Annotated in this window: 14 protein-coding genes and 2 tRNA genes; 10 read left to right on the top strand and 6 right to left on the bottom strand. The window is 44.9% G+C overall.

Features of this window, described 5'->3' with window-relative positions:
- Positions 1–66: 66 nt before the first annotated feature.
- The 5 genes from secF to queA form a co-directional block, all read right to left on the bottom strand.
- The gene (gene secF, locus XMM383_RS10245; RefSeq protein WP_173495048.1) at positions 67–987 is read right to left on the bottom strand and encodes a protein translocase subunit SecF; all 921 of its coding nucleotides are present in this window, start codon (positions 985–987) and stop codon (positions 67–69) included.
- A 12-nt stretch (positions 988–999) separates the two neighbouring features.
- Positions 1,000–2,853, bottom strand: coding sequence for a protein translocase subunit SecD (gene secD / locus XMM383_RS10240; protein WP_173495047.1), 1,854 nt, complete (start codon positions 2,851–2,853; stop codon positions 1,000–1,002).
- A gap of 70 nt (positions 2,854–2,923) precedes the next feature.
- The gene (gene yajC / locus XMM383_RS10235; protein WP_173480633.1) at positions 2,924–3,253 is read right to left on the bottom strand and encodes a preprotein translocase subunit YajC; all 330 of its coding nucleotides are present in this window, start codon (positions 3,251–3,253) and stop codon (positions 2,924–2,926) included.
- Between the two features lie 42 nt (positions 3,254–3,295).
- Complete coding sequence (gene tgt, locus XMM383_RS10230; RefSeq protein ID WP_173480763.1) at positions 3,296–4,414, bottom strand: tRNA guanosine(34) transglycosylase Tgt; 1,119 nt, start codon at positions 4,412–4,414, stop codon at positions 3,296–3,298.
- Positions 4,415–4,444: 30 nt separating this feature from the next.
- Complete coding sequence (gene queA, locus XMM383_RS10225; RefSeq protein WP_173480632.1) at positions 4,445–5,479, bottom strand: tRNA preQ1(34) S-adenosylmethionine ribosyltransferase-isomerase QueA; 1,035 nt, start codon at positions 5,477–5,479, stop codon at positions 4,445–4,447.
- 109 nt (positions 5,480–5,588) lie between these two features.
- On the opposite strand from queA, the gene XMM383_RS10220 reads away from it, so the two are divergent.
- From XMM383_RS10220 to XMM383_RS11890, 6 genes are all read left to right on the top strand, one after another.
- Positions 5,589–5,674: transfer RNA gene (locus XMM383_RS10220), tRNA-Leu, on the top strand.
- Between the two features lie 111 nt (positions 5,675–5,785).
- Complete coding sequence (locus tag XMM383_RS10215; protein WP_173495046.1) at positions 5,786–6,799, top strand: site-specific integrase; 1,014 nt, start codon at positions 5,786–5,788, stop codon at positions 6,797–6,799.
- Entirely contained in the window at positions 6,799–7,329 is a 531-nt protein-coding gene (locus XMM383_RS10210) for a hypothetical protein (RefSeq protein WP_173495045.1), read from the top strand. Before XMM383_RS10215 ends, XMM383_RS10210 begins: the two co-directional genes overlap by 1 nt.
- Before the next feature lie 370 nt (positions 7,330–7,699).
- Positions 7,700–9,241, top strand: coding sequence for a hypothetical protein (locus tag XMM383_RS10205; RefSeq protein WP_173495044.1), 1,542 nt, complete (start codon positions 7,700–7,702; stop codon positions 9,239–9,241).
- Positions 9,242–9,361: 120 nt separating this feature from the next.
- Positions 9,362–10,087 carry a hypothetical protein gene (locus tag XMM383_RS10200; protein WP_173495043.1) on the top strand — a complete coding sequence of 242 codons (726 nt, stop codon included), beginning with the start codon at positions 9,362–9,364 and terminating at the stop codon, positions 10,085–10,087.
- Between the two features lie 48 nt (positions 10,088–10,135).
- Positions 10,136–10,282, top strand: a complete 147-nt coding sequence (locus XMM383_RS11890) for a DUF5681 domain-containing protein (RefSeq protein ID WP_371744239.1) — start codon at positions 10,136–10,138, stop codon at positions 10,280–10,282.
- 12 nt (positions 10,283–10,294) lie between these two features.
- Here XMM383_RS11890 and XMM383_RS10195 read toward each other — a convergent pair whose 3' ends face one another.
- Positions 10,295–11,365, bottom strand: coding sequence for a heparin lyase I family protein (locus XMM383_RS10195; protein WP_173495042.1), 1,071 nt, complete (start codon positions 11,363–11,365; stop codon positions 10,295–10,297).
- A gap of 150 nt (positions 11,366–11,515) precedes the next feature.
- Between XMM383_RS10195 and XMM383_RS10190 the strand changes: the two genes are divergently transcribed.
- The 4 genes from XMM383_RS10190 (at position 11,516) to XMM383_RS10175 (ending at position 13,046) form a co-directional block, all read left to right on the top strand.
- A complete protein-coding gene (locus XMM383_RS10190; protein WP_173495041.1) occupies positions 11,516–11,941 on the top strand; it encodes a DUF5681 domain-containing protein in 426 nt (141 codons plus the stop codon).
- Positions 11,938–12,207, top strand: a complete 270-nt coding sequence (locus XMM383_RS10185) for a hypothetical protein (RefSeq protein ID WP_173495040.1) — start codon at positions 11,938–11,940, stop codon at positions 12,205–12,207. Before XMM383_RS10190 ends, XMM383_RS10185 begins: the two co-directional genes overlap by 4 nt.
- A gap of 103 nt (positions 12,208–12,310) precedes the next feature.
- A tRNA-OTHER gene (locus XMM383_RS10180) sits at positions 12,311–12,379 on the top strand.
- A 187-nt stretch (positions 12,380–12,566) separates the two neighbouring features.
- Complete coding sequence (locus XMM383_RS10175) at positions 12,567–13,046, top strand: hypothetical protein (RefSeq protein ID WP_173495039.1); 480 nt, start codon at positions 12,567–12,569, stop codon at positions 13,044–13,046.
- Positions 13,047–13,140 lie beyond the last annotated feature (94 nt).

Raw genomic sequence — 13,140 nt, 5'->3', positions numbered from 1 at the left:
CCATAATAGTGTTTCAGTCATATTAACCTGAAATAAAAAAGCCGGCATCAAGAGCCGGCTTTAACCTTAGGGCATTTCGTCTATTTCTGACTCTTCTTTAGGCGGAGGAATCAGATCCTCCTTCGTAATCTTGAGTGCCAAAAGCAGATTCGCTGCGACATAGATTGAAGAGTAGGTACCAATCACAACACCCGCCAGCAGCGCAATCGCAAAGCCACGGATGGTCTCACCACCGAAGACCAACAGCGCAACCAATACGAGCGCCGTGGTTAAAGAGGTCACCAATGTACGGCTCAACGTCTGCGACAGCGAGCTGTTCATTATCTCAAGTGGACCACCTTTACGCATGATGCGGAAGTTTTCACGGATACGGTCATAGACAACAATCGTATCGTTCAACGAGTAACCGATCACCGCAAGCACCGCCGCCAAGACCGTTAGATCGAAATCCAACTGCATGATCGAGAAGAAGCCGAGCACGATGGTCACGTCGTGAACCAAGGCCAAAACAGCACCAAGAGAGAACTTAAATTGGAAACGGAAAGCAAGGTAGACCATGATCATCGCGAGCGCCAGCAGCATGCCTAAGCCGCCCTGCTCGCGAAGCTCTTCACCGACCTGAGCACCGACATACTCGTTACGACGCAACTCGACAGCAGAACCATCGGCTTTTAGCGCCTCAACTACTTTGTCACCCAACTTAGGGTCGTGCGTCTCACCCAAGCGGATTAACACATCGGTACTAGACCCAAAGTTTTGCACGACGGCATCTTCATAACCCGCCGTCGACAGCTGCTGACGAATAAGGTTCAGATCCGCTGACTCTTCATAGCCCACTTCAACCAAGCTACCGCCTGTGAAGTCGAGACCAAAGCGAAGACCGTTAACCGCTAATGACGCGACTGATGCGATCATCAAAACGATCGAGAAGATACCAAGGGCCTTGCGTAGGCCCATGAAATTATAGAGTTTGTGAACTTCTGACATCTCTAGACCCCCTTACAGCTTGATCGACTTAAGTTGTTTGCGGCCATACACCAGATTCACCATCAGGCGAGTCACAAGGATGGCTGTAAACATTGAGGTCAAAATACCGACTGACAGTGTAATCGCGAACCCTTTCACCGGCCCCGTACCCATCGCAAATAGGATCAACGCTGCGATCAATGTCGTGACGTTGGCATCCAAAATCGTTGTGAAGGCACGTGCAAAACCGGAGTGAATCGCTGACTGCACCGGCATGCCGACTTTAAGCTCCTCTTTGATGCGCTCAAAGATCAGCACGTTGGCATCTACCGCCATACCGACGGTCAAAACAATACCCGCGATACCCGGCAGGGTCAGAGTGGCCGATAGAATCGACATAACCGACACCAGCATCACCAGGTTAAGTGTCAATGCAATGTTGGCGATTAAACCAAATACACGGTAGTAAGCCAGCATAAAGAGCATCACCACAGCGAAACCGATTTGAACGGACGTCAAACCAAGCTCGATGTTTTCAGCACCCATCGATGGACCTACGGTACGCTCTTCGACGAAGTAGATAGGTGCTGCTAGTGCACCAGCGCGTAGCAACAGCGCCAACTCAGACGCTTCTTGCGGGTTATCTAGACCGGTAATACGGAAACTAGAGCCCAACGCACTCTGAATCGTTGCAAGGGAGATGATCTTCTTCTCAACGTATGGCACACGTTTTTCAACCTGCTGACCATCAACCGTCTCAGTCACCATACGCGCTTTAAACTCGACAAACAGAACCGCCATGCGACGTTGAATAGCATCACGCGTCGTGCGGTTCATCAGCTGTCCCCCTTTGGAATCAAGGCTGATTGATACCTGAGGCATGCCGTTCTCATCGAAGTTCGACTGCGCATTAGAGACGCTAGAGCCGGTAATGATGACATCACGTTCAAGGTTCGCTTTACGGTTCTCATCTGAACGGAATGAGTAGGTCTCAGTCAGCGCACGAGAGGTGTCAGGTTTTGCTTCTAGACGGAACTCAAGGTTAGCGGTTTTACCAATGATACGTTTAGCGGCGGCCGCATCCTGAATACCCGGCAACTGAACCACGATACGGTTACGACCTTGGCGCTGTACCAGCGGCTCAGCCACACCCAGTTCGTTGACACGGTTACGCAGCGTTGTCAGGTTCTGCTTAACGGCATAATCTTCAATATCACGCAGTGTCTGCTCACTCAAAGAGATCTGCAGGCTCGAGTAGTCCTCTTCATCCAGATCAGTGATCAAAAACTCCTGGTAGCTCTTTCTGAGTAGCGAAGAGGCCTCATCACGCGTAGCAGCATCGGCAAAGCGAACCGCTAGCGTACCATCATCCAGAGTCTCTACCTGACGGTAACGCAGACGCTCTTTACGCAGGTTAGATTTGATCTCACTGACGTACACTTCAAGACGCTGAGAGACGGCAGTCACCATATCCACTTCTAGCAGGAAGTGGACACCACCACGAAGGTCCAGACCCAGTTTCATTGGGCCGGCACCGATGTCTGTCAGCCAGCTAGGTGTCGTGGGTGCTAGGTTTAAAGCTACGGTGTAATTTTCACCCAGGATACGGCCGATCACTTCACGGCCACGTAGCTGAGCATCACCATCGGCAAAGCGGATCAGACCTTTACCCTCTTCTGCTTCAAGCGATTTGTACTCGATCTGGTTGTTATCCAGAGCAGCCGTCACGCGAGCAAGAGTGCGATCATCCACTTTAAAATCTTGTTTGGAACCCGACACTTGAACCGCAAAGTCGTCAGGGTATAGGTTTGGCATAGCGTAGATAGCTGCGAACAAAAGTGTCACAACAATCATCAAGCTTTTCCAAAGGGGAAAACGATTGAGCATTACAGGCCCATCCTTTTAAAAACAGAAAAGCGCCGTTACCGTTCAGTAACAGCGCTGTAAGCAAGGTCGATTAAATACCTTTAATAGTGCCTTTTGGCAGTTCAGACGCAACGTGAGTCTTCTGGAACTTAAGCTCAACACCTTCTGATACTTCAAGTGCAATGTAGTCGTCAGATACACGAACAACCTTACCGATGATACCGCCAGCAGTGATCACTTCATCACCTTTAGCAAGACCAGAAACCAGTGCTTTGTGCTCCTTCTGACGTTTTGCTTGTGGGCGCCACATGAAGAAGTAGAAGATCAGACCGAAACCCAGTAGGAAAATAAGGTTAAACATACCTGGATCGGTAGCACCAGCTGCACCTTCAGCGTAAGCAGGTGAAATAAAGAAGCTCATTAAAAGCACTCCTGTAACATCATTTATATAAGTTTATTTAAGTTATTCAGCCAACGCTGGCGTTTCCATGCCACGTCGACGGTAGAACTCATCTACGAAGGCGGTCAATGTACCCTGTTCAAGGGCTCCACGCAAACCTGCCATCAAGTCTTGGTAGTAGTGCAAGTTGTGAATCGTATTCAACTGCGAACCTAGAATCTCGCCGCACTTATCAAGGTGGTGCAGGTAAGATCGACTGAAGTTCTGACAGGTGTAACAACCGCACTCCGCATCCACTGGTCCAATATCTGTTTTATGGGACGAGTTACGGATTTTTACAACCCCTTCACGGGTAAATAAAAAGCCGTTTCGTGCATTACGGGTTGGCATGACACAATCGAACATATCAACCCCACGACGCACCCCTTCCACCAAATCTTCAGGCTTACCCACGCCCATCAGATAACGTGGCTTATCCTCCGGCATCTTATGCGCCAAATGATCCAACACTTTGATCATCTCATGCTTAGGCTCACCCACCGACAGACCACCAATCGCATAGCCGTCAAAGCCAATATTAGTGAGCCCCTCTAGAGATTCATCACGCAGGTGTTCATACATACCACCCTGCACAATACCGAACAGAGCCGAAGGACTTTCACCGTGCGCATCTTTAGATCGCTGTGCCCATCGCAGAGAGAGACGCATAGAGTCAGCCGCCTCCTGCTCAGTGGCAGGGTAAGGCGTACACTCATCAAAGATCATGACGATGTCAGACCCTAGCTTGCGCTGGACTTCCATCGAGACTTCGGGGCTGACAAAGACCTTATCGCCATTCACAGGCGATTGAAAAGAGACACCCTCTTCTGTGATCTTGCGCATTTTACCTAGGCTAAATACCTGGAAACCGCCTGAATCTGTCAGTATCGGTTTATCCCACTGCATAAAGTCGTGCAGATCGCCATGAAGTTCGATCAGATCGGTACCAGGACGCAACATCAGGTGGAATGTGTTACCTAATAAGATATGAGCACCTGTCGCCTCAACATCACGTGGCAGCATACCCTTTACAGTTCCATAGGTACCCACAGGCATAAACGCAGGGGTTTCGACCTCACCACGCGGGAAGGTCAAACGACCACGACGCGCTTTACCTTCGCTCGTAATCGTCTCAAATTTCATAAAACAGTGACGGCTCATCTACTTTCCTGCTTAACCTTGGGTGTTGCGCGTTAAGAACATCGCATCACCGTAACTAAAAAATCGATATTTCTGTTCAACGGCCTCTTTATAAGCCGCCATGGTGGTTTCATATCCAGCAAACGCAGAGACCAACATCAACAGTGTCGACTCCGGTAGGTGGAAATTGGTGACCAGAGCATCCACCACTTTGTATTGATAGCCTGGGTAGATAAAGATCTGCGTATCGCCAAAAGTTGGCTCAATACGGCCTGATTGGGCTGCTGATTCAAGCGAGCGCACACTGGTCGTTCCCACCGCAATGACTCGATTCCCCCTCGCCTTGACCGCGTTTACCGCATCACATACCGATTGATCGACCTCGATGTACTCGGCATGCATCTCATGGTTTTTAATGTCATCCACCTTTACTGGACGAAAGGTACCCGCGCCGACATGCAGAGTGACAAACGCACGCTCTACACCTTTGGCTTCTAACTTAGCGATCAACTCATCATCAAAGTGCAGACCAGCAGTTGGCGCTGCGACAGCCCCGGGCTTTTTGTTGTAAACAGTCTGATAACGTTCACGGTCAGAGAGTTGGTCCTCACGTTTGATATATGGCGGCAATGGCATGTGGCCAACACGCTCTAGCGCTTCAATGATCGACTCGTCAATATCAAACTGCAGATCGAACAGGCCATTTTCACGACCTACGACCTCTGCGTTTATACCCCCTTCGAACTGCAGTTTAGCGCCCTCTTTTGGAGTACGACTGGCACGCAGATGGACAAGGGCACGCTTCTCACCGATGACACGCTCCACCAACAACTCAACCTTTCCGCCACTCTCTTTCTGCCCAAACAGACGTGCCGGAATGACCCGAGTATCGTTAAAGACCATCAGATCACCAGGTTCGACCAGATCGAGAATGTCGCCAAACGAGCCATGCACACGTTCACCCGTATTCCCATCGACCTGCAACAGGCGACTGGCGGTACGTTGTTCTAACGGGAAGTGTGCGATCAACTCTTCAGGCAGATCAAAATCAAAATCACTAAGCTTCATAGATACCGAGCGTTAAAATTGCGGGGCGCAAATATTAACAAAATCTACTTAAAAACGTCACAGAAGATTGACCTATTCTGAAACCCGCTTATAATGCGCCACACTCTCTGCCGGTGTGGTGGAATTGGTAGACACGACGGATTCAAAATCCGTTGCCTATAAAGCGTGTCGGTTCGAGTCCGACCATCGGTACCATTTAAATAACCTTTCTGGACAATGGGTTATTGGTTACTAGAGAGATATGAAAGCCCCGTAATACATTGGTTGTCACTAAATTAAGCGTAATTAAACGTAATGAGGTGACACATGGCCACAATCAGACCCATCAAGGGTAAAAAAAGTACCAGCTATCGTGTAGAAGCAATGATAGCAGGCACCCGTTCTAGTAAAACCTTCAAAACAAAATCAGAAGCACTACGCTATCAGGCACATCTGACTCTGAAATCAGATTCAATTGCACATCAGAATTACAATTTACTACAGACAATGTCCTTGTCAGAACTGCTTGATGAGTTTCTCTGCAGCTACAAAGGTAAAGACACCAGCTTGCATCAACGTATTATGTGGTGGCGAAGCGAATTAGGTCACTACGCCGTTGGTAAAATTTCAAAGAAATTAATTAGAGACTCCCTAAAAAAATTACAAACGAAAGGGTTATCAAATGCCACATACAACCGATATAAAGCTGCTTTAAGCTCAGCATTCACATTCGCAGACGACGAATACGACACTCAATTCAATCCAGCAAGACAGGTTAAACAGCTACCAGAGAACAAATCTATCGATAACCCTTTGAACTTAGACTCTGTTGAGGCAATCCTTAAAGCATGCAAAAAGAGCTCTTGGGAAAGACTCTATATGTTTGTTGTAATGGCTCTGCACACTGGTGCGAGGCGGAGTGAGTTACTGGGGTTGAAATGGTCTGACATAAATTTCACAAATCAAACTGCTTATCTCAGTAAAACGAAAAACGGAGATCCCCGAATACTTCCACTTAACTCTGAGGTGATTGCTGAACTGCAAAAATATAGAGTAGTTGGTAATTCATATGTGTTTCCTCACCCAACTTCACCGCACAAGCCATTTGTTAATATCGATAAACACTGGTACAAAGCTCTAAAAATAGCTTCTGTAGGACATTATCGAATACACGATTTGAGGCATACAACAGGGACATGGCTTGCAAACGCAAACATTCCAATCACTGCCATTCAGCAGGTTATGGGTCATAAAACCATTCAGACCACACAACGCTACATCCATCATGACATACTACATAAATCTAAAGTGCTACAAAGTGTATTTAGAGGGGTTTCGTAATGAAAAGGCTGTTAAGCAATTACTTGGATAGCAAACTTATAACATTTCCTTCTGATCACATTTATAACTGCATTAGCGTAAATGATATCAAGTACTTAACTGCATCACTGTGGGCATACATTGCTGGATATCATGTAGGAGAGCTAACTTTTGAAAGAGCTGTATCTTCAGCATGGTTATTCTTAGATGATTTTGAAGGCGAGACACATGACAAGACCCGTTTAAGACTCTATAAGTCCGAATTGTTAAATGAAGTAATCGAACGAATTACGACTCAAAAGCCTCAGAATGGATCAAAAAAACAACCGACTAAAGGAACACCTCCCCCTCAGTTGAGGCGTGCTATACCTCGATTAGTTAATGAGTTTTTAATTGTGGATCCCTCATTGAAATTGGCTAACATTGAAAACGATCAAGTGGATCCGAAGAATGTATTCGAAGCGGTCGCAGATAGATTTAGAAGAAATGGCTTTGAAAATACGACTGCACAAATTATTTCCACTGTTTACTACAATAAAGATAAAAACTGATTGTCAATTAGTACATTTTAAAATCTACAAATACAGAAAGTAGCAAAGATTAATCAATATTAGCTCCAGACAACCAAAGTCTACGGAGCTTAACTATGAACAACCCAGATAAACTATGTGAGATTCTTTCAGAACTGTCCAACTGGAAGACCCTTGCAAACTTAGCAGACGAGAATCCTCAGTTCTCTTATTCACAACTCAAAACACTATTTTGGAAACGTACTGAACACGAAGGCTTATCAACATGCGTAAGGATTATAGGCAACCGCCTATACATTAATGCACCTGCATTCGGGCTTTGGTTAGCCAATCCTGAATTATTCACGTCACACATATACCCTCCTAAAAAGACGAAGATGGAGGTAGTGTAATGAAAGAAACACAGCTAGAACTTTTATTAGACTTCCAGATAAAAATACAGCCTGAGGCCAGTAATGATGCGGTCTCTAGTCTTATTCCATCTATGATTAGAGAAGCGGTCGCCGACTCTCCTGTCTCTTTCCGCTCTGCCCCTTTTGAGCCTCACATGGATACTGCCAATGATCCTTCATATCAGGAGGATATTGAGTTTGGACGCCTCTATTTAAAAACACCTGCACCCAATGGAAGATGGATAGACAATAAACTAAAGCTAGATGCATCGGGCAGTTTGGTTATACATCGTTTAATGCCTGAACTGGAGCAATGGAAGGATGCTCAACGATTCCATGCGGCTAAGTATTGGAGTGCTCTTGAGGTTCTGCTTGCCAACCTATTGGATAGCTATGAAAGGTCACAGCAACTCCTTATTAGCTTTAAGACCGCGCATAAAAGTGTGATTCACGGTTTACGACAGGTGACTAACAATAGAGTAGCTGAATGCGTGAGATTCTTGGAAAGTGGTGATTACATACAGGTCGTTAGCGGCAGGAACAATCAGTTCGATGGTATATCTTCTTGGTGTACTCCAAGATCAAAGCTAATCGCATTATTTGACCAAACCCAAGCGTCGGTGCGGCTGGCAGAAGGCTCTCCTCTAGCGGTGGTTAGAGAGCGTCCAAAAAAGTCGTATGGAGCCTATGGCAAGGTACACAAGGAGACTGGAGCTGTTATTAACTTCCCCCTGTACAGTCGTGAGCACAATAGGCTTCGTTTGGCTGGTGAGGTGTTAATTAGTTATACAGAGACTTGGTGTCACCATACCGCAACTCTTCATGGTAGGTACGTTACGCCTTGGCTGGAAAGAATCTTTATTGAGAAGACCACTCTTGGTGGACGCTTCTACGGTGAATACCAGAACCTTCCTAAATCCGAGCGGAATCAAATATTGATAGATGGTGAGAGGACTGTTGAGTTGGACTTCAAGTCACTTCATTACGCCATGATGTATGCAAAAGCAGGCTTACAGCTTGAGGACGACCCATACAGTGTAGAAGGCTTTTCACGGCAGACCATTAAGTTAGTGTCGCTGATACTTGCCAATACTAGCCACCTCCATGTCCTCAAAGGTCAGATTACGCAAAGTGGTAATCCAGAGAACCAAAAACTATACCCAATTCTTAAGCAGAAGCTCGCTATCTACAATGAGTACAGGAAGCGAGGTTTAGTGTGTGGTAAGCCATACATACCGAATTGGTACGAATCCTTTATAGAAGGGGTACCTGCGGGAATGACTGGTGAGGAGCTTATTTGCGCGATACAAAAACGACACCCTGCAATAGCAGACCAATTTGGACAGGCTGACATTGGGCTAAAGCTCCAATACCTCGACAGTCAAATTATGACACATACTCTGGGCCATTTAGCTAATGTTCCTATACTGCCTGTTCATGATTCTATTCGCTGTAGAGCGAGTGACAAAGCTCGGGTTAGAGCTGCTATGTTAAGGGCTGGAAGGGTTGTACTAGGAGTTGATCTAGTGATATCAGACTAATAAGAAGCCCTTGATTGAAAGGAATCATAAATATAGTTGAATACATTTGATGGAGTGCTAATCTTATAACAACCGTCGATTCAACTTGGCGCTTGAAGCCTCATTGAGTGGAAAGTAGATATGAAGTCAATTTTAAATCGCTTGTCGTTGATAGCTTTTGCACTGGCCTTGCAGGGGTGTTTCTCCGCAAGTGGCTTCCACAAAATTGCAGGATCAAATGTTGGGTTCAAAAACTCTAACGAGATAGACTATCGGGTTGATAAAGAGGTTGTTACTGGTGAGCTAACAGTAAGGTTGGTAAGTCATAGAGCCGAAAACTGCGAGAATGGTCGGGATTATCATCTGGAGTTAAACGGTGCGATAGGGCCTGACGCGACAAGGGCTGTAAAACTTATTCTAGATAGCCTCCCGAAGTGCTTTCGGACTGATGCTTCCTTAAGGGGTTCTGGTACTTGGGTATTTATGAATTCAGGTGGGGGCAGATTAGTTGATGGGATAGAGTTAGGGCGCCTATTCAGAGAACGTAGAATCCCAGTTTCGCTGGTAAAGGGGCAGATTTGTGCAAGTTCGTGCGCTGTAGCATTTATAGGGGGCTCGCAACGTGAAATGGAACCGAACACTGAATTATTTTTCCATTCACCGTATAGATTCAAGTTTAACGGAGGTATCAGCTGTGTAGATCGTAATGATATTCGTATTTTAGAATTGTACTTCAACGATATGCTTGGCAACAAAAACGGAGAATATGCATTCCGTCGTATGATGGATTATTGTTCTACTTCAGATGGTTGGGTTCTTAATAAAGACGCGGCAAGAACTTTCGGCCTGCTTGGTTTTGCTAACTAGTTCAGGATATTTGTTTGTAGCCCGAAATAGACGTTCTAATCCTTGCTCATGCCTGATAATCACGAAGTAACACGCCACAAGGATGGGCGGTTCAAACAAGGATCTTCTGGTAATCCTAAAGGACGTCCACCTATGATGCCTACCGAGATGCGTACAAGGCTCACAGCAGATAAGATTCTTTACTTGGCTTGTTAAGCATTGAGCTTATCAATTACATAAAGAACCCATCATGTTTGCGAAAATTGGGTCTGAACAGCCTTCAGGCTTCGTTTTTTCTTTTACCTTCTCAAAACGGCTGGCTGGGAGCTTTTCAACTTCTTTTGTCATATACCAATCAGTGTAATACAGCATCTGTGTTGGTAGCTTGACTGGCCAATCGTAATCAAAAGGCGACGCTATTTTAGAACTCACTGCACCGTTGCGTTCGCCTTTAGAATCTTGTTGATATCCTGAAAATTTAATATTGTTTTGCTGAATCCAGCGTTGATTTTCCACTTGTGCCAAAAGCCACTTTGAGGGAAATGTGTTGTATATACCAAATTTTAGTTGGAGCTTTTTCTCACCTCCATCACGAAGTCCAGCTTTGGTAATCAGAGGCTTCCATAGCGTGCAAAGCTCTTTACCATTTATAAAATACCTAAACGATGGCTTAACCTTTTGCGCATAATTTGAGTTGCGAGATTGGAGGTATGCCTCTTCAGCTAATTCAAGTTTTTCGGACGAATAAAGCTCATAGTTTGTATGAATTTCAATTTCTAACCATTTACCGCGGGGTAAGAATTCTTTATCAATTATGCAGCCGCCTGCACTATCGGTACTTATTCTTAGCCCACCTCTCTGATCAATATGCACCATCCAGATTGGATTATTTTTTGATTTGAGTTTTGTTTGGTGAATCATCTGTGTCATCGGGGCAGTGATAGGAAACATCTCCTCGTCGGGAATGAGAAGATTGGTTCGATAATATCGTTCTAGATTTTTTTCCTTTGACCATGTTTGAAGACTAACTTTATATCCATCTTTCAACTCAACACGTTGACGATCGTTATTACAATCTGACCAGTAACCATCTTCGCCGCAACCACCATGTTGGATCTGGAATCGATAAACTGTTTGGCCATCAAACTTTTGCTCTTCAGGATTTTTTGTAACAGAGGATAATCGTTTATTACTAAGGGGATCTTGTTTGAAATATACCTTGCTAGCTTCAGATGGCAGCCCTATAAGCAAAGCTGAAAACAAGAAAGCAATTTGAAACATTGGACGTCTAAGACTCATTTTTCGATCCTTATTAATATTTTCGATCTATTTTTCGATACTACGCTTTACTTGATCAAAGGTGAAGTATTAAGAAAGGTTATTGATGTGGCTTTTAGTTACGCTTGGGAAATCACATGATACAATAACCAAGTAAAATAGTAGGTTATTATGATGCCTGAAAATCACGATGTAACACGTCATAAAAACGGTCAATTCAAACAAGGCTCTTCGGGGAACCCTAAAGGTCGACCTCCCATTATGCCTAATGAAATGCGCACAAAGCTCACAGAGGCTTCTCCAGCCATTATTGATAAGATAATAGAATCGGCCAAGTCAGGTGATATGACAGCCGCGAGACTTGTTATGGAGCGTGTGGCACCTGTACGAAAGACATCTAGTGAACCAGTAGTTATCGATGGTTTAGAAAGCGCAGGGAGCCTTTCAGATAAAGCTAAATGCATACTGAATTCTGTTGCTAGAGGTGAGTGCCCTGCAGACATAGGTGCAACGCTAATACAATCGATTGGTGCTGTGGCTAAGATCATAGAGATAGACGAGCTGGAAAGTCGAATTTCAGTCTTGGAGAATGCGTGACCAATACAACATACTCCCTTAAAAATAGATTAGATGCGATTGAAGCCAAGCAAGGTACTCATCTAAAACCAATACTAATTTTCACATATCATCCTGCTGATGTTGAACCGAAAATCTTTAATGGAATAGAGGTTCATTGGAAAACAAATCGGATGAAATTTTCTGGTAGAACTCGATCTGAGTCTTTGGATAAAGCAGAAGTTTACATTTCAAGTATTGAGTCTGGCCTTCAAATGATAGATGTGAAAGTTAAACATTTAATGTAAGAAAAAAGCGTAATTAGGCGTAAACCACACACAACCACCCTCAACTACACTTCACTAGAACCCTTTACTTTCAACCCTCTGAAACCTTATTCTATCCATGACAACCATTGTTGTGGGATTCAAAATCCGTTGCCTATAAAGCGTGTCGGTTCGAGTCCGACCATCGGTACCAATATCTTGTTGGTATATGTTGAGAGTATGTAGATAAAATGCACGAATACGCAGGTATCGTGCATTTTTTATTTGCACCCACCCTGAAAATTTCGCTTAGCACACTCGGTGCACACTTTTTAGGGCTATTGCCCGTTCTTTTAACGAAGCTATAATCCAGTTAAATCCACTAAAAAAGTGCGAAAAAAATGGCAGAAATGGTTTCAGTAGTCCCTGGGCTTATCGTGCTATATCGACGTTCTCGCAGCGCTCGCTGGCAAGCACGAATAAAAATTGAAGGCGAATGGATTAGACGCAGCACAGGGTCAGCAGACCTAGATGAGGCCCGTGAAAATGCTCTAGATATTCGCACGGAACTTAGAACACACGTCAAAAACAACCTGCCACTCACTACAACAAAATTTCGTGCTGTTGCAGAAAATGCGATCAAGCGAATGGAAAATGAACTTGCTAGCAGACGTGGCAAGGTTGTTTACAAAGACTACATATCAGCTCTGCGCAAATATCACATTCCATATCTTGGAAAATTCAACATCAATCAAATCACAAATGAACGTTTAGATGGTTTTGATGATTGGCGCCTTGAGCAAATGGGCAAAACAGAAATGTCCAAAAGTACTCACAACACACATAACTGGCAAGGCCCTAGTATTGTAGACACCTGTTAGCGTTACAATAACGCCTAACAAGAGGTGATCACCAATGAGTGCAAAACGTTACACCGAAGAGTTCAAAATCGAAGCGACTAAACAGGTCACGGAA

It is taken from the genome of Marinobacterium sp. xm-m-383 (assembly GCF_013283255.1).
In the GTDB taxonomy this organism is placed as follows: Bacteria; Pseudomonadota; Gammaproteobacteria; order Pseudomonadales; family Balneatricaceae; genus Marinobacterium_E.
This window is presented reverse-complemented; position numbering and strand designations above follow the sequence as displayed.